We start from the raw sequence: 16,483 nt of genomic DNA, 5'->3' as shown, positions 1-16,483 counted from the left end.
TTAACGCTTAAGATTTAAAAAACTGCATTGATTTGGTTAAATCATTAGATAAGCGACTTAATTGCTGTGCATCTTGTAGCGTTGATTGAGCCGATGTTAGCGTTTGATCTGCTAAATTACTCACTTCTTGCGAATCATTTAATGCTTGTGTTGTTGCATTTGATTGCTGTTTAACACGCTCTGCAATTACTTCACCTTGATGTTTAATATCGCCCATACTTTGCTCTGCACTTTGCAATACTTCATTGGTTTGATTGGCTGCTTTTACTGATTGCTCCATTTTTTCAACACTTGAGCGCATTTTTTGCTGAGTGTCGTCAGATGCTTGTTGTAAAGAGCTAATAATTTGATGTATTTCTTGGGTTTGTGTTTGTGTACGCTGAGCAAGTGTTCTTACCTCATCAGCTACAACGGCAAATCCACGACCATGCTCGCCGGCTCGCGCGGCTTCAATAGCGGCATTAAGTGCAAGCAAGTTTGTTTGATCGGCTATTTCACTGATCCCTTTACTTACTTTGCTAATTTCTTGGCTATCTTGTGCTAGCTTATCGAGCGCTTGTTGGCTCTCTGCAAATTCAATTTGGAGGTCTTGCATATATTTAGCAAGCTCCATTGTATTGTCTGAACCTTGTTTCACATGAGCTGCAGCATCTTGCGCGGTAAGCGTAGCTTGATGCGCAGACTCTTCAACTGCAAGTGCGTTTTGAGCCATATCGCTTAGTGCATTATAAATAGCATTTACTCGAATTTGCTGTTTTGAAACATCATTGCTTGTTTGGCTGCTCGCATGTGATAGCGATTTTGTTGCATCGCATAGCTCTTCCGTACTTGCTTTAACATCAAATAATAAATGTGAAAATGCGTTAAGTAATGCGTTGTAGCGCGATGCAATAATTCCCATTTCATCATTAGTGCTCGAATCGATAGTGGCATTTAAGTCGCCATTCGCGGCTCTATTCGCGGCATCAGCAAAGCGATTAATGGTATCAACAACTGCAAAATAAAAACCAATCATCAAATAAAATGCAAATAGCAAACTGATCAATGAAGCAGCTAAAACAAGATTTCGTGTCCACTGTTGAGTTTGTAGTTTTGCCTCTATAAGGCTCTCAAGTGTTGGAATGCTCTTACTAACAAGTTGATTAATACTACTGTGAACGTTGTTCGTTAGCTTAGTGAACTCTGCTTGAGTTAATAGAATATCGTCTGGCTCAAGTAGTTTTTCATCTATCGCTCTTTTAAATGCACCCACAGCACTGTGTAAATTAGTTAAAGGAGGCATGAGCGCTTTGTTTACTGATTTATCTGCATTGGTGGCTACATTGAGTATTTTATCGAGTTGTTTTTCGTATAAAGGAAGTGACTTACTAAAATTTGAAAGTGCTATAAACGTATCAGGCGTAAAACGGTTACTAGCTAAAACAGTATTAGCACTTTGCGCTGTTGAGTTTATTTGCATTATAAGTGCAGGAATTGGCGTGACTAAAGAGCGGTTTACATAAGCGCTTGCTAATTGACTGTCTAAAGCTAGGTTTGATTGAATAGAAACAAGTTCAAGTACTTCATTTGCTTGAGTGTCTTTTATGTCAAAGCCGAGTGAACGAGCTATTTTTATATTTTGATTCGTATCTCCCTGCATTTGATTTGAAAGTATAGCTCTGTAGCCTTTTAAGCCTTGCTGCTGCATTTTTGAAACAGCAATACTTTCACTTAATAACGAGACTAAAAAAAACAAACTCAGTGCTAGAGGAACGAGTAAAATTCCAAACATTAAGCTGATTTTAGTTTTGTATTTTAAGTTTGCCATTAGCTGGATAGCGGGAAAAGAAAATTGGCGTAATCCTGACATAAGGCTCTCTTGTATTTTTTGTAATTAGGGTAAAGGTGAATAGACCTTGTTATGCTTAATTATCATTCATTTATAGTACATTACAAATAAAAAAAGCCCTTTCGGGCTTTTTTCAATCTTTAGTCTTAATTACATACTTAAAAACAAGTGGTTACAAATGTATAAATAGTAATTTTTAGCTTAAAGTTTAGCAAACGAGCGTTCCGCCGCCGCTATTGTGTCTTTTACTTCTTGCTCAGTATGCGCAGCACATACAAAACCAGCCTCAAATGCTGATGGGGCAAGGTAAACGCCTTCTTCAAGCATAAGGTGGAAAAAACGTTTGAAGCGCTCTAGGTCACACTCAGTTGCTTGTTTGTAGGTTGTTACTTTTTCAGCATCAGTAAAAAAGAATCCATACATGCCGCCAGCATAGTTAGTTGTTAGCGCAACACCGGCTTTTTTAGCACCAGCTTCAAAGCCTTCACAAATTGCTTTTGAAATAGCTTCTAACTTATCGTGAAGGCCAGGCTCACTTAATAACTCAAGTGATTTTAAACCTGCAGCCATTGCAATAGGGTTACCAGAAAGAGTACCTGCTTGGTAAACTGGTCCTACAGGCGCAATGTAATCCATTATTTCAGTTTTACCACCAAACGCGCCAACTGGCATGCCGCCGCCAATTACTTTACCTAAACACGTAAGATCTGGTTTAATGTTGTAATAAGCTTGTGCGCCGCCAAGTGCAACACGAAAGCCTGTCATTACTTCATCAAAAATAAGTACTGATTTATATTCGTCACATACATCACGCAAACCTTCTAAAAATCCAGGCACTGGTGGAATACAGTTCATGTTACCGGCTACTGGCTCTACAATAATACAGGCAATTTCGTCTGCGTATTTTGCAAAAATAGCTTTTACTTCATCTAGATTATTAAACGAAACTGTAAGTGTATGCTTAGCAAAGTCTTCAGGAATACCTGGAGAATTAGGTACACCCATTGTTAGTGCACCAGAGCCTGCCTTAACTAATAACGAGTCAGCGTGACCGTGGTAACAACCTTCAAATTTTAATATTTTATCGCGACCGGTAAAGCCACGTGCTAAACGAATTGCACTCATTGTCGCTTCAGTGCCTGAGCTAACCATGCGTACTTTTTCGATTGATGGAACTAGCTCTTTTACTTTTTCAGCCATTAATATTTCGGCTTCAGTTGGTGCGCCATAGCTAAGGCCATTTTCTACAGCTTCGTGTACGGCTTGTTTAATTGCAGGGTGGTTATGGCCCATGATCATAGGCCCCCAAGAGCCAACATAATCAATGTAACGATTACCGTCGGCATCAAATGTAAACGCGCCTTCTGCTTTTGTAATGAATAGTGGCGTACCGCCTACACCATTAAAAGCACGAACTGGTGAGTTTACGCCACCAGGAATAGAAGCTTGGGCGCGTTCAAATAAGTCTTGGCTAATTGTCATGAAAAATCCTATAAATTGTCACTTAAAAGGGGGTTAGCTGTCACGTTTGCGGCTAAACCAAGGTACGTCTACTTCATACTTATCGACTTTGTTTTCTACGCCGAGTGTTAAAGCAAACAGTGCCATACGAATTAATACGCCGTTTTGTACCTGGCGAAATATTGCTAAATTGTCGTTACTGTTTAAGTCGTTATCAAGCTCGTTGGCTTCTAAGCGACTGTCACGTGGAAGAGGATGCATTAATACAGAGTTAGGCTTACAGTGAGCGCTGTAGATAGATTGGCTAATCCTAAAGCCGCCACGGTATTTATTTGCTTCTTCTTGCGAAGGAAAACGCTCTTCTTGAATACGTGTTTGGTAAACAATATCGGCTGCTAAATTACCTTCCATCTTATTTACTAGCTCAATTTTATGGCCCGCATTTTCTACTGCATCTAAAATGCTTGTTGGCATTTGTAAGCCGTCAGGCGCGACCATCGAAAACTTTACGTTTTTATAATGGCACAATAGTTTAGATAAAGAATGCACTGTGCGGCCATACTTTAAATCGCCCACAAGCGCTATATGCATACCATCAATATTTTGACCAAAACGATGTAATTCGCGCTCAATGGTTAATAAGTCAAGTAATGCTTGAGTTGGGTGCTCATTTGGGCCGTCGCCGCCATTAATAACGGGTACGGTACAGCCGTCAGCAAATTCACTTACTGAGCCTGCGTCAGGATGGCGCATAGCAACAGCGTCAGCATAAGCTGAAATAACGCGGGCGGTATCGTAAAGAGACTCACCTTTAGCAAGGGCTGAACTTTGCATACCTGTAGTTTCACGTACGCCACCGCCAAGTAAATTAAAGGCGGTGCCAAAGCTAACTCGTGTACGAGTGCTTGGTTCAAAAAACAAATTAGCTAAAATAGCGCCTTCTAGCACCGTAGTTTGCTTTTGCTTTTTAGCATAAGGCTCCATTTTTTTTGCTACTGCAAAAATACGTTCAATGCAGTCTCTGTCTAGCTGATTTACAGACAGTATATGCTCACCTTGGAAACTTAACATGGGGTTATTCCTAATCAATCAAATGGGCGCGATAATCCATAAATGGAGCACGCAATCGCGCGTGTTAAAGCAAGTATTGTAAATTGCAGCGAAGTTTAACATGCGCCGCAAAGCTTGTACCAACCGGCATAGATATTTGAGCAATTTAGCGCATTAAATTTCACTATAACGTTGTTAAAAATTTTTAACCTAGAACAACTAGATAAAAAATTTTGCCAAGCTCTAGCGTAATTTTCTAAATGTTAAATAGACCCCATATAAGCCGATTAGTATTATAAATTAGGTTTTATTACCGCAAGCGCCACTATGATGAGCAACGCAATAACTGGGAGCTCGTTAAAAATACGGTAAAAGCGGTCTGTCTTAGTGTTGCGGTCATGTTTAAAGTCATTTAATAACTTAAAACAGTAGCCGTGGTATATATATAAGATGATCACCAGCACTAGTTTATAGTGCAACCACATACTGTATCTAAACCAATCACGACCATATTCAACAATGGTTAATACACCAAATACAGCGGTTAATACAGCAAATGGGGTAACGAAATAAAGTAGTCTGCGCTCCATAACTTTTAACATAGAGTTGCATGATCTTTCCTCGCTCATAGCGTGATATACAAATAATCGAGGCAAGTAAAAAATACCGGCAAACCACGCAATCATAAAAAATATGTGGAGTGTTTTATAAATCAATAATGCGCTCATAATAGTCCTTATTGTTTAAAGTAAGCTGTTACGAATGGTTAAAATATGATGAATTTGATCCCAGCGTAATAGCCCCATAATTTGTTGATTATCTAAAAGGTTATAAACGTAAAGCGCGCCACTTCTTTTATCTTTTAGGATATCGAAAGCATCGGCTAGGGTGGCCTGACTACTGATGCCCTGCAAGCTAATATAATTTATATTTATTGTTTCATTAGACATTAGAGTTAAATCGTATTCAGCGAGACGATAGCCATTTTCTTCGTCAAAAACAATTAACGGAGTTTGGCTATCCATGGCATCTAATGTGCTTTTTATTTGCACTTTATCGTCTGAATAAAGCAATTTAAAGTCTTCATCCATATCATCCATTATCCCCACTTTTTGTAATGCTTCGGTAGCGGGAGATACATGGTAGGGTAATCCCTGAAAATCTAGTTGCTGCAAAAATATGGAGCGATTTCCAAAAAACTGTAATGCTGTTACATAGGCCGTGGTGATCACAAGCATAGCTGGAACAATTATTTCAGGTGACGATGTAAGCTCCATGACTGTTGTTAAAGCAGCTAGTGGCGCATGCAATGTGGCGGCCATTAATCCAGCCATACCTAACACGCCATAAGTACCCGCTATATCAGTGCCAGGACTAATAAACTGAGCAAAAAAAGCCATTAATGTACCAATTAATACGCCAAGTCCAATTACCGGACCAATTAAACCGCCCGGAATACCCAAACCGATAGCAAACAATGTAGCAAGTAGTTTAGCGATTAAAATAGTTGTGAGTAGCTTTACGTCATCAGGAGATTCAACCGCGATAGTTATTGCGCTCATACCAGAGCCCATAGCATGAGGTACTGCGTAAGCTATTAAGCTGGCAATGCATCCTGCAATTAATAAACGAGGGAACATACTTAAAGGTTTAAATGTTTTAATAATTAGCATTAAGTTTTGATTAAAGCTAAATGCAATAGCACCCAGCGCCATGCCGCATAATATTAAATAAGGGTAATGCCAACCACTCAATGGCGCTATGGTAATGAGTGCAAGCTCTGAACCTTCACCAAAAACAAACTGTGTGGCCAGTGCGCCAGTAACAGCGGCAAGCATGATAGGTACAAATATGTGTACTTTATATTCACGAAGTACCACTTCCATTACAAAAATAACGGCTGCAAGTGGAGTATTAAACGACGCGGCTATACCTGCCGCTACTCCACAACCACTTAGAGTACGCATGGCATTATGCGGTAAATGCAGCTTATCTGCCAAAATACTCGCCCCCGTTGCGCCCATATGCACGGAAGGCCCTTCTCGGCCAACTGAAAAGCCGCTAATGAGAGCAAGTGCGCCACCAACAAATTGATTAACCGTATTGTATAAAGGCATTTGCCCGTAGTGACGTTTAATTCTGTGTATAACAAAGGGGATACCCAAGCGGTAATGTTTAAACCCAGTAAAGGCAGCAAACGTGGCTATTAGTAATGCAGCAACTAAAGGCATTAGTACACGTTCAAGTGTTGGTAGGGTAGTAAAGTCGTCAGGTGTTTCTAAAAATAAGCTTTGGAAAAACAGAATGGTTAAGCGAAATAAAATAATAAAAAATGCAGCAATTAATCCGGCAACTACGCCTAATAAGCATAATTGTACAGATGTTTTAGGTTTTGCCAGCCGACGCCTGAGTTGCTCAAGCCACATGCATAATTCCTCACTGTATTTTTCAGCAGCATTTTAGCAAAAGAGTTTAGCTAAGTCCTTGTGATTTTGAAATTTTCGTAACTTATATTAACAATTTGCAGTGAAGATTAAGACCTATTGCCTATAACTAAAATATTTAATGAGTTTATAGCGTATAAAGGTCGCTTTTAGTTTGCTTAAGTATTATTTTAGCTAGTTAATGTTTGGCCACTTTTTTACTAATTTATAGATATAACTTAGAGGAAAGAGTTGTTTTACTATACTTGATTAAAACACTCGGGTATTAGATAATCACGCCATTGCGATATTGAGGGTTTTAAAATGTCTGAAGAATTACCAATTAAGTTCAGCGATGCAGCTGCTGTTCGTGTTAAACAGTTAATCGACGAAGAAGAAAACCCAGACTTAAAACTGCGTGTTTATGTAACAGGCGGTGGTTGTTCTGGTTTTCAATATGGTTTTACTTTTGATGAAAAAGCGAATCCTGGCGATTTAGAAATTGTAAAAAATGGTGTAACACTCGTTATTGATCCAATGAGCATTCAATATTTGGTTGATGGTGAGGTTGATTACACTGAAGGATTAGAAGGCGCACGCTTTTTTGTATCTAATCCAAATGCAACAACAACTTGTGGTTGTGGTGCAAGCTTTAGCGTTTAACAGCTAAACGCTAAATAGAATAAAGCCGCTTTTGCGGCTTTTTTAATGCCTACAAATCAGTTGGTGCGTATTCGGTAATTTGCATTATCAATACAAAAAAGCCGAGCACAAAGGCTGAAAACGCTAAAATATACATAAAGCCTTTTTTACCTTGTTTAATAGGTACGCCGTTGTGGCGCAAAAAAAAGTACCAAACTAAACACAACACGATAGGTAATAAAAAAAGAAGTCTGAACATTACTTGGCCTTTTTAGTGCAAATTATTGCTTAATAATAAACGTGTAACATTAAAAAGGAACAAATATGTTATAAATATTTTTAAGCTGTTTTATGAAGGTAATATTATTTTTTTAATATTTTCTGATAACTTAGGTCAAATATTCAGTGTTTATAAATGTTCGTTCAGGTTGATTTTGTACCGAGTATGTAATTAATTATTTAACCAAAGTGTTAATAGTATATAATGTATCCAAGAATGAGACGGGCAAAATTTCATTCTCAATAAAAACAAATCTTTACCATATTATTAGCGTAGTTTTTAGCTGTGTTGGTGGAGTGAGTAGCAACACATGCTTTATTAAGCAATAGCTTGCTATTGAAAGTATGACTGCTTACCTGCCTACGGCTATTGATGGAAACTACTGCTTTAATGGGTACGTCAAATCATCTAGTAGGAGATGTAAAATGATGGGCAAAACAGTTTCTTCTGAAGAAAATGCAAAGCTAACAAAGTGGCTTAAAACTAAGCGCCATGAAAAGGGTCATACAATGCGAAGCCTAGCACAAGTGCTTGGAACGCCTCATTCATTTATCGGCAAGATTGAAAATCAAGAACGCCGTTTAGATGTCATTGAGTTTGTTCGCTATTGTACAGCTCTAGAAGTTGATCCACATGAAGCACTTAGCTTGCTAAAAGTAGATTAACTCAATAATTGCTTAGTACACTTTAAGGGGCACTTGATAGTGCTAAGCAATATGTTAATGCAGGGATGCATTAAATATTTTTGTGGTAATTCTTCTCAAGCTCATACAACTTATGCCTAATCAGATATAAAAATATCAACGAAGGTAAAACCATTAAGGCTGTTAAAATAAAGAACAGCGACCAATTTCCCATTAACCAATCATCAATTACTACACCACTGTAGCTTGAAAGCAATGTTCGTCCTAAATTCCCTAATGACGCCAGTAATGCATAGTGCGTTGCACTAAATGCTCTATCGCATAACATCGATATAAAGGCCACCATAGCGACCAACGACCACGCTTGCGTAAAGCCATCAATAACAATAGCAAAGGCATACAGCCTTAGGTCAGGGCCAACTAAAGCAATCCACGAAAAGGCTAAGTTTGAAGCAGCCATTGCAATACCACTTACAAATAAACCCTTAACAATGCCATATTTTTGATTAAATAAACTGCCAACAAAGGTAAATATGATTGTAAGTACCGCTGTACCTACCTTCGAAAATGTAGCTATATCGCTATTGCTAAAACCAATTTCTTTATAAAACACAATCGACATGCGCCCTAAAAACGCTTCGCCTATTTTAAATAAGAAAATAAACGCAAGTAATGCTAGTGCTGTTTTAACGCCATTTTTAGTAAAAAAAGCTCTAAAGGGATCAATAACGGTTACCGCAAGCCACGCAACAGTTTTTGTTAAAGGAGTTTGTTTTGTAGAGGACAGTTTTTCAAGGTACACACGCTCAAGTTCAGCATGTACTGCTTCGCGGTTGGTTTCGGGCTCTTTTGCAAACAGTGCTCCACTCATTAACAGCAGCATTACGGCAGCTAAAAAGTAATAAATTTGTGGCCAGTCGAGCGAGGGTATATCGGCCATGTAAAATGGAATGGCGCCTAAAAGTGCATAACCTGTCCACCAACCCGAAGTTGCCATTGCGGCTGCAGCGGTTGCTTTGTGTGATTCGCTTTCGCTTAGGGTGTCTATTCTAAAGGCATCAATAGCAATGTCTTGAGTAGCCGAAGCAATGGCGATTAATAAACAAATCGCAGCAACAATTGCCAAATTAGCTTTTAAATCAAGCCCTGCTAATAGCAAGGTGCCAATAAAAATAAAACTTTGGCAAAATAGTATCCAACTGCGACGTTGGCCTAGCCATTTATATAAAATAGGAAGTTTTGTACGGTCAATGAGTGGCGACCACAAAAAGTTTATGCTGTAAGCGCCAAATACAATGCCAAATAGGCCTATCATACTGCGACTTAGCCCTTCATCTTTTAGCCAAGCAGACATAACAGAGCCAATTAAAACCCACGGAAAACCGCTACTCATACCAAATATGAAAATGTGGATTAAGCGTTTGTCTTTAAAGTAAGAAAAATATTCGCTAATAGAGAGAGATTTGCTCATAGGGCCTTCATTGGCTTTGATGCAGAGCAGCTAAGCTGCTCTTAAAAAATTATAGTGGGACTTGTTCAAGCACTTTAATATTTAAGATGACAACAGGTTTTTTAGGTACGAAATCGTAGCCAATTTTTTCATTAAAACCGGTTTCAACAGTCATAATTTTATCAAGCGTGTCGTAACCATCCATTACGCTACCAAATACTGCAAAGCCCCAATCTTTCCCTGGATTTAAGTGATCGTTATTATCCATATTAAAAAAGAATTGGCGAGTTCCTGAGTGCGGTTGTCTATCTTGATAGGCCATAGCAATGCTATACATATCGTTTTTTAAACCGTTACCGCTTTCATTAAAAATAGGGTCATTTTCATGTAGGCCATCATAGTCTTTATCGTAACCGCCACCTTGAATAACAAAGTCGCGATCATTTTCTACATCGCGCTCGATACGGTGAAAAACGCTGCCTTGATAACTTTTGTCTGACACGTAAGTTAAAAAATTATTGACTGTGATGGGCGCTTTAGAACGATCTAGCTCAACCACGATGCTACCCATTGAGGTTACAATTTCTACGCGTGGAAAAATGTTGTCCTTTTGCACAAAGCGGCCTTCTTGGGCTGCTAAGCTACTTGCACTAAAGAATAGGCCTAAGCAGATTAAAAAAAGTCGTTTCATAGTTAACCTTCTAAAAATTCTATTAATTCAGGGTCAGATACAATGCGGGTAATAACTTGCTCAGTCAACTTATTGAGCTGACCTTCTATTTTTGCTCGCTCATGACTAAATGGGCCTTCTAAATTAGCACTGCCTCTATACACTTTACTAAAGTTACTTGAGGCGCGAATAACACGCACGCCAAGTTCTATGTGGGCTTCGCTGGTATGGCTCACTAGCTTTTCGGTTACAACAGCTTGCAATGCATGAATATCTACTTCAAAGCGAACCGTTGCTAAGTTAGAAATACTGGCTCCATTGCGGCTAAGGGCGCTGTCTAACACACTTTTAATAGAGCTGGTAATACCTTGGCTTGCAAAGGTTTTAGTTTTGTCTGACTCAATAAGTTTAAGTGTTGATGTATCGCCACGTAAATCAATTACACTAGTACTTAAGCTACTATTTATAGTGCTTATTTGACCATTTTTATAAACAGGGTTAAGTATTACTTGGCTAGGCTGATTCGCGCAGCCACCAAGTATCAGTAATACACAACACCCAATTATAATGTTTGTTAATTTCATTTATAGCATTCCACTATTTTTTGTTGCACTTAAAACGACAAACTTTTTGTTTGAACCTAACAACTTACAGTTGCCGAACATACGGTTTAATTTATCATGATAATCTAAATGACGATTACCAATAATACGCAGCTCACCGCCTTCTTTTAAAGTATCTTTTGCTTGTTTAAACATTTGCCAAGCAATATGGTCGGTAACGGCCTGAGCTTGGTGAAATGGAGGGTTACAAAGCACCATATCTACACTGTCTCTTTCAAAGCCTGTTAAACAGTCGTTTTCGATGAACTCGCAGTTATCAAACTTATTGCCTAGGTTAATTTCTACATTTAACCGAGCCGACTCTACGGCCATGTAAGACTCATCAACAAAAGTAACTGATGCATTAGGGCAACGAGCAAGCGTCATTAATCCAACAACTCCGTTACCACAGCCTAAATCAATAATGCTTTTAGCTTTTGGTGTTTCTGGTAAGTAGTTAAAAAAGAAGCGTGCACCAATATCTAACGAATCACGCGAAAACACATTTGCATGGTTTGTTATATTAAACTCAGTACCTTCAAGCTCCCACGTTACAGGGAAATCTGCTGCTTTATATCCGCCTTTAGCTGTACTTAATATAAGACGGGATTTTTTAACTGCTAGGCTAGTTTTTGTTTCACCAATAAATTGCTCAAATGATTTTATTGTTGAGTTATGAATTTCTTTTGTTTTACCTGCGGCAATTACTGGCGTACCAGGTGCAAGGACTTCACTGAGTTCACTTAACTGAAACTGTAAAAAACCTACATTACGAGGGATTTTAATAAGTACTAAATCAACATCCTGCGGTAATGCAGACAAACTATCTAATTGTGTAAAATCTGCTGTAGGCAGTTTGTTTTCTTGTAAGTTATAAGCCGCAGCTTGGTGGCTAATATAAGAATCGTTAACTGAACAAACCGTTAACTTATTAAAATAACAAGCAAGTGCACCAAAGCTATCGTTTAAAATAAGCAATGAGCGACAATCAGGGTGATGTTCGTTAACATAATTGATAAGGTACTCATCTGCCGAATCCCACGCTTGTAAGCTGCGGTTTTTTTGATCCAAAGGAAAGCGTTCAAGAGTAAAGGTTTTATCGCCTAGCTGGGCTTGCGTCGTCATAATGGTTCGTTGATCAGTAATCTAATGTAGGTAAATTCTAACATGCAACGGCAAAACGCCAACCCCCAACAGTTACCAAATGGCTTTTCTTATCAAAGTAGGGCACTTAGTGCACAAAAAAGCCTCGATCTATTTTATTATTTGCAAAAAAACCTACGTTGGCAGCAACCCGATGTAACTGTTTATGGTAAAACGGGGCCTATTCCACGGCTACAATGCTTCATGAGCGATTTAAATATTGAATACGGCTATTCAAGTAGTAAGCAAATAGTAGAGCCATGGGATGAATTGTTACTTAATATGAGAAGGCGTTTAGAGGCGCACTTAAATCAGCCTCTAAACTCATTACTCGTTAATTATTACCGAGATGGTAATGATACGATGGGCTGGCACAGTGATGATGAAATAGAGCTTGGTGATAAACCAACAATTGTGTGTGTCTCGCTAGGAGCTGATCGGATTCTAAAGTTAAAGCACAAGGCGAGCAATAAAGTAACCGACTTAAAATTACAAAGTGGCAGCTGTTTAATAATGAATGGACATAGCCAGCGAGATTATCAACATGCAATACCTAAGCAAACAACGCTTGCACATCCCCGAATAAGTTTAACTTACCGATTTATTAAGCACATTAAACAAAAGCAATTTAGTTAGCCAAGCGCTGCGTTAAATTGTTATAGTAAGTGTATAAATTAGCTAATTAAAACGGTCTTTTATGTCAATGCAGCAACAGATCCAAGAAAAAATAAGCAACGCTATTGCGTGTAAACATTTAAACGTAATTAACGAAAGCCATATGCACAGTGCGGGCACTGAATCACACTTTAAAGTAATAGTGGTTAGCGAAGGTTTTACAGGTAAACGTTTATTGCAGCGCCATCGTGAAATTAATGAAATTCTAAAAGATGAATTAGCAAATCATATTCATGCACTCGCAATTCATACATATACACCCGATGAGTATACAGAGCAGGGCGGCGAGGCACCTGATTCACCTAATTGTATGGGCGGCTCTAAATTAGCTTAAATAATTAATAGCGATTTGATTGTTACACTTGTGGTTAACTGATCAGATCAGTGTTTTTAGTATTAGCCTTTAAACTAGCGCTAATTTTTATTGTAAAAGATATAGGATGATCAATGGTCATTAAGCCTAAAATTCGTGGATTTATCTGCACAAACGCACATCCAGCTGGTTGTGCAGAGCATGTTCAAGAACAAATTAACTATGTAAAACAACAAGGCGCATTAAAAAATGCACCAAAAAATGTATTAGTTATTGGCGCATCAACAGGCTACGGCTTGGCTTCGCGCATTACAGCTGCGTTTGGTGGTGGTGCTAAAACATTGGGTATTTTCTTTGAAAAAGAAGGTACAGAACGCAAAACAGGCTCTGCTGGTTGGTACAATACCGCTGCTTTTCAAGATGCAGCAGACGAAGCAGGCCTTTGGTCTAAAAATATTAATGGCGATGCGTTTTCTAACGAAATTAAACAAAAAGCAATCGACACTATTAAAGCCGATTTGGGCAAAGTAGATTGTATTATTTACAGCTTAGCGTCTCCTCGTCGTACAGACCCAAATACGGGCGAAGTTTACTCATCTACGCTTAAGCCAATTGGAAATGCCGTTACTACTAAAAACTTAAATACATCAAAGCGTGAAATTGATGAAATTACTGTTGAAGCTGCAAACCAAGACGATATCGACAACACCATTAAAGTAATGGGCGGTGAAGATTGGGAAATGTGGATTGACGCATTAAAAGAAGCGGATGTATTAGCCGATAACTTTAAAACGACTGCGTACACTTATATTGGTAAAGAGCTAACATGGCCAATATACGGACACGCTACTATTGGTAAGGCTAAAGAAGATCTAGACCGTGCAACCGCTGCTATTAAAGAATCAACAAAAGATTTAAATGGTGAGGCATATGTTTCATCACTTAATGCTGTGGTAACGCAAGCAAGTTCTGCTATTCCTATTATGCCGTTATATATCTCTGCTTTATTTAAAGTTATGAAAGCAGATGGCACATACGAAGGCACTATTGAGCAAATTCACGCTTTATTTAGTGAAAACTTGTATGGTGAATCTCCTCGCTTTGACGACGGTGGACATTTATTCCAAAACTACAAAGAGCTAGAAGACGGTGTACAAGCTCGCGTGCAAGCTGTTTGGGATAAAGTAGATACGAGCAGCATTGATGAACTAACAGATTATGTTGGTTACCATAATGAGTTTTTACGCTTATTTGGTTTTGGTATAGATAGTGTTGACTACGATCAAGATGTAGATTCAGTTAAGCCAATTGCCAATATGATTGACTAACAGAACTTAGGGCCTGTTTATCTTTCGAGGTTAAATTTGCAGCAGTCTGTTTGGTATTTAGGCAAGGTAGAGCCTATGTAGTGTGGTTATTCCCCATAAATGGGTGATAACGTGGAATAAATGCCAAACATGCGCTGCCCAAAGGGTACTGCCTAGGGGCTATTTACTCTTTGTTGCTCGGTTTTTACTTAGCCCACTAGGTTACAAACCTCACGCCGCGATTAAATAGCCCCTAGATTGAACAAATTTTAATCCTGAAAGGTCAACAGGCCCTAGTTATAAAAAGCCGCTATCGCGGCTTTTTTTGTATTATGCGATTTGTTGAATTTACGATGAAATCAGGAATGATAATTGCTTAGGCTACCACTTTGGTCTAGCTTGATTTTTATTTAATTCACTTAACAAAACTAAATAAGTGTTTCTGTCGTATAATTTTCATAAATACACTCGCATAGTCATCTAAAATGATGTTAAAATCTCGACAATATGTGATGAGTTTTACTACGTTGCTTGTTTGATATCTCTAGCAAGCTGCTCTTTTGTACCTTGATATAACTTGGAATAACTCAAATGGCGACGTGGTTGATACGATTTTTCAGTTTCTTTCCTTTAATGTAATGCAAGTGCGTATGATCAACATAAAAAAAGGTCTGGATTTACCCTTAGAGGGCGCGCCACAGCAAGTTATACATGACGGTTCTGCTGTCAAACGTGTAGCTGTGCTTGGCGAAGAGTTTATCGGTATGCGTCCAACCATGCATGTTCGTGTGGATGACCAAGTCAAAAAAGGCCAGGTACTTTTTGAAGATAAAAAGAACCCAGGCGTCCTATTTACTGCTCCAGCTTCTGGTACAGTAAAAGAAATAAATCGTGGTGCTAAACGTGTGCTGCAATCTGTTGTTATTGAAGTAGCAGGCAGTGAGCAAATCACCTTTGACTCTTTCAAAGCAGACGAGCTTCCGAGCTTAGAGCGCGAAAAAGCCAAAGAAGTACTTATCCAGTCTGGTCAGTGGACAGCACTTCGTGTTCGCCCATTCAGCAAAGTAGCGGCTGTGGATGCAAATCCTAGTTCTATTTTTGTGACCGCAATCGACACAAACCCATTAGCTGCAGATCCTGCAGTAATTATTGCAGAAAATGCGCAAGCATTTGAAGCGGGTCTTGCAGTTGTTTCGCGTTTGACTGATGGCAAAGTATTTGTGTGTAAAAAAGCAGGCAGCCAAGTTCCTAGCTCATCTATAGCTCAAGTAGAAGTACATGAGTTTGGTGGTGTGCATCCGGCTGGCCTCGTTGGCACTCATATCCATCATCTTGATGCAGTTTCTGTTAGCAAACAAGTTTGGCATATTGGTTACCAAGACGTTATTGCGTATGGTCACTTATTCCTTACTGGTGAAATTTACACAAATCGTGTTATTTCGCTTGCAGGTCCTCGCGTTAAAAACCCACGTTTAGTGAAAACACAATTAGGTGCTTCATTGGATGATTTAGTGGCTGGTGAGTTAGAAGACGGAGATAACCGCGTTATTTCTGGTTCTGTTCTATCGGGTTCTATTTCAAACGGTGTTCATGCATTCTTAGGTCGTTACCACGTTCAAGTATCTGTTTTACTTGAAGGTCGCGAAAAAGAATTGTTTGGCTGGATTGCACCAGGTAGTGATAAATTCTCTGTAACGCGTACATTCCTTTCTCACCTTGCACCAAGTCGTTTATTTAAAATGACAACGTCAACAGGTGGTTCAAAACGTGCCATGGTACCAATTGGTAGCTACGAGCGCGTAATGCCGTTAGATATTTTGCCTACTTTATTATTACGTGACTTAATTGCACGTGATTTAGACAGTGCAATTTCATTGGGCGCGCTTGAACTTGATGAAGAAGATTTAGCGTTATGTACCTTCGTTTGTCCAGGCAAATACGAGTATGGTTCTATCCTACGCGATTGCTTAACTACGATCGAGAAGGAAGGCTAGA

Annotated in this window: 16 protein-coding genes; 6 read left to right on the top strand and 10 right to left on the bottom strand. The window is 38.9% G+C overall.

What is annotated here, in order from left to right; translation table 11 throughout:
* Window positions 1-7 precede the first annotated feature (7 nt).
* The 5 genes from I6E69_RS11200 to I6E69_RS11180 all read right to left on the bottom strand — a co-directional run bounded on the left by I6E69_RS11200 (window position 8) and on the right by I6E69_RS11180 (window position 6,765).
* Entirely contained in the window at window positions 8-1,849 is a 1,842-nt protein-coding gene (locus tag I6E69_RS11200; RefSeq protein ID WP_197121271.1) for a methyl-accepting chemotaxis protein, read from the bottom strand.
* A 180-nt stretch (window positions 1,850-2,029) separates the two neighbouring features.
* Window positions 2,030-3,310 (bottom strand): glutamate-1-semialdehyde 2,1-aminomutase, encoded by a 1,281-nt coding sequence (gene hemL / locus I6E69_RS11195; protein WP_024596268.1) that lies wholly within the window; start codon window positions 3,308-3,310, stop codon window positions 2,030-2,032.
* A 33-nt stretch (window positions 3,311-3,343) separates the two neighbouring features.
* Complete coding sequence (locus tag I6E69_RS11190) at window positions 3,344-4,360, bottom strand: aspartate carbamoyltransferase (protein ID WP_002958914.1); 1,017 nt, start codon at window positions 4,358-4,360, stop codon at window positions 3,344-3,346.
* 272 nt (window positions 4,361-4,632) lie between these two features.
* Window positions 4,633-5,067 carry a CopD family protein gene (locus I6E69_RS11185; protein WP_002958913.1) on the bottom strand — a complete coding sequence of 145 codons (435 nt, stop codon included), beginning with the start codon at window positions 5,065-5,067 and terminating at the stop codon, window positions 4,633-4,635.
* A 15-nt stretch (window positions 5,068-5,082) separates the two neighbouring features.
* Window positions 5,083-6,765 carry a chloride channel protein gene (locus I6E69_RS11180; RefSeq protein WP_002958912.1) on the bottom strand — a complete coding sequence of 561 codons (1,683 nt, stop codon included), beginning with the start codon at window positions 6,763-6,765 and terminating at the stop codon, window positions 5,083-5,085.
* 321 nt (window positions 6,766-7,086) lie between these two features.
* On the opposite strand from I6E69_RS11180, the gene erpA reads away from it, so the two are divergent.
* Entirely contained in the window at window positions 7,087-7,425 is a 339-nt protein-coding gene (gene erpA / locus I6E69_RS11175) for an iron-sulfur cluster insertion protein ErpA (RefSeq protein WP_002958911.1), read from the top strand.
* A gap of 49 nt (window positions 7,426-7,474) precedes the next feature.
* Here erpA and I6E69_RS11170 read toward each other — a convergent pair whose 3' ends face one another.
* Window positions 7,475-7,663, bottom strand: coding sequence for a hypothetical protein (locus I6E69_RS11170; protein WP_197121270.1), 189 nt, complete (start codon window positions 7,661-7,663; stop codon window positions 7,475-7,477).
* Between the two features lie 446 nt (window positions 7,664-8,109).
* On the opposite strand from I6E69_RS11170, the gene I6E69_RS11165 reads away from it, so the two are divergent.
* Entirely contained in the window at window positions 8,110-8,349 is a 240-nt protein-coding gene (locus tag I6E69_RS11165) for a helix-turn-helix domain-containing protein (protein WP_002958908.1), read from the top strand.
* Between the two features lie 70 nt (window positions 8,350-8,419).
* Here I6E69_RS11165 and I6E69_RS11160 read toward each other — a convergent pair whose 3' ends face one another.
* The 4 genes from I6E69_RS11160 to I6E69_RS11145 are packed head-to-tail and all read right to left on the bottom strand — an operon-like array spanning window position 8,420 to window position 12,175.
* Complete coding sequence (locus I6E69_RS11160) at window positions 8,420-9,799, bottom strand: MFS transporter (RefSeq protein WP_002958907.1); 1,380 nt, start codon at window positions 9,797-9,799, stop codon at window positions 8,420-8,422.
* Window positions 9,800-9,848: 49 nt separating this feature from the next.
* Window positions 9,849-10,469 (bottom strand): peptidylprolyl isomerase, encoded by a 621-nt coding sequence (locus I6E69_RS11155; protein WP_149603070.1) that lies wholly within the window; start codon window positions 10,467-10,469, stop codon window positions 9,849-9,851.
* A 2-nt stretch (window positions 10,470-10,471) separates the two neighbouring features.
* Window positions 10,472-11,032, bottom strand: coding sequence for a YajG family lipoprotein (locus I6E69_RS11150; RefSeq protein WP_149603069.1), 561 nt, complete (start codon window positions 11,030-11,032; stop codon window positions 10,472-10,474).
* Entirely contained in the window at window positions 11,033-12,175 is a 1,143-nt protein-coding gene (locus tag I6E69_RS11145; protein ID WP_197121269.1) for a methyltransferase, read from the bottom strand.
* Window positions 12,176-12,217: 42 nt separating this feature from the next.
* Here I6E69_RS11145 and I6E69_RS11140 point away from each other — a divergent pair, with 42 nt between their 5' ends.
* The 4 genes from I6E69_RS11140 to I6E69_RS11125 all read left to right on the top strand — a co-directional run bounded on the left by I6E69_RS11140 (window position 12,218) and on the right by I6E69_RS11125 (window position 16,482).
* Entirely contained in the window at window positions 12,218-12,829 is a 612-nt protein-coding gene (locus tag I6E69_RS11140; protein WP_039486798.1) for an alpha-ketoglutarate-dependent dioxygenase AlkB, read from the top strand.
* A gap of 61 nt (window positions 12,830-12,890) precedes the next feature.
* Window positions 12,891-13,202 (top strand): BolA family transcriptional regulator, encoded by a 312-nt coding sequence (locus I6E69_RS11135; protein WP_024596564.1) that lies wholly within the window; start codon window positions 12,891-12,893, stop codon window positions 13,200-13,202.
* Between the two features lie 113 nt (window positions 13,203-13,315).
* Window positions 13,316-14,509, top strand: coding sequence for an enoyl-ACP reductase FabV (gene fabV, locus I6E69_RS11130; protein WP_197121268.1), 1,194 nt, complete (start codon window positions 13,316-13,318; stop codon window positions 14,507-14,509).
* Window positions 14,510-15,138: 629 nt separating this feature from the next.
* Window positions 15,139-16,482: a Na(+)-translocating NADH-quinone reductase subunit A gene (locus I6E69_RS11125; protein ID WP_024596562.1), complete on the top strand. Its 1,344-nt coding sequence runs from the start codon at window positions 15,139-15,141 to the stop codon at window positions 16,480-16,482.
* The last annotated feature ends 1 nt before the right edge of the window (window position 16,483 follow it).

Source organism: Pseudoalteromonas sp. NZS100 (assembly GCF_015864815.1).
GTDB lineage: Bacteria > Pseudomonadota > Gammaproteobacteria > Enterobacterales > Alteromonadaceae > Pseudoalteromonas > Pseudoalteromonas distincta.
The sequence above is the reverse complement of the archived record's forward strand: the minus strand, read 5'-3'. Positions and strand labels throughout refer to the sequence as shown.

Excerpts from the sequence above, each read along its gene's own strand:
- I6E69_RS11200 (WP_197121271.1), bottom strand. The coding sequence starts at position 1,849 with ATGTCAGGATTACGCCAATTTTCTTTTCCCGCTATCCAGCTAATGGCA.
- hemL (WP_024596268.1), bottom strand. The coding sequence starts at position 3,310 with ATGACAATTAGCCAAGACTTATTTGAACGCGCCCAAGCTTCTATTCCT.
- I6E69_RS11190 (WP_002958914.1), bottom strand. The coding sequence starts at position 4,360 with ATGTTAAGTTTCCAAGGTGAGCATATACTGTCTGTAAATCAGCTAGAC.
- I6E69_RS11185 (WP_002958913.1), bottom strand. The coding sequence starts at position 5,067 with ATGAGCGCATTATTGATTTATAAAACACTCCACATATTTTTTATGATT.
- I6E69_RS11180 (WP_002958912.1), bottom strand. The coding sequence starts at position 6,765 with ATGTGGCTTGAGCAACTCAGGCGTCGGCTGGCAAAACCTAAAACATCT.
- erpA (WP_002958911.1), top strand. The coding sequence starts at position 7,087 with ATGTCTGAAGAATTACCAATTAAGTTCAGCGATGCAGCTGCTGTTCGT.
- I6E69_RS11170 (WP_197121270.1), bottom strand. The coding sequence starts at position 7,663 with ATGTTCAGACTTCTTTTTTTATTACCTATCGTGTTGTGTTTAGTTTGG.
- I6E69_RS11165 (WP_002958908.1), top strand. The coding sequence starts at position 8,110 with ATGATGGGCAAAACAGTTTCTTCTGAAGAAAATGCAAAGCTAACAAAG.
- I6E69_RS11160 (WP_002958907.1), bottom strand. The coding sequence starts at position 9,799 with ATGAGCAAATCTCTCTCTATTAGCGAATATTTTTCTTACTTTAAAGAC.
- I6E69_RS11155 (WP_149603070.1), bottom strand. The coding sequence starts at position 10,469 with ATGAAACGACTTTTTTTAATCTGCTTAGGCCTATTCTTTAGTGCAAGT.
- I6E69_RS11150 (WP_149603069.1), bottom strand. The coding sequence starts at position 11,032 with ATGAAATTAACAAACATTATAATTGGGTGTTGTGTATTACTGATACTT.
- I6E69_RS11145 (WP_197121269.1), bottom strand. The coding sequence starts at position 12,175 with ATGACGACGCAAGCCCAGCTAGGCGATAAAACCTTTACTCTTGAACGC.
- I6E69_RS11140 (WP_039486798.1), top strand. The coding sequence starts at position 12,218 with ATGCAACGGCAAAACGCCAACCCCCAACAGTTACCAAATGGCTTTTCT.
- I6E69_RS11135 (WP_024596564.1), top strand. The coding sequence starts at position 12,891 with ATGTCAATGCAGCAACAGATCCAAGAAAAAATAAGCAACGCTATTGCG.
- fabV (WP_197121268.1), top strand. The coding sequence starts at position 13,316 with ATGGTCATTAAGCCTAAAATTCGTGGATTTATCTGCACAAACGCACAT.
- I6E69_RS11125 (WP_024596562.1), top strand. The coding sequence starts at position 15,139 with ATGATCAACATAAAAAAAGGTCTGGATTTACCCTTAGAGGGCGCGCCA.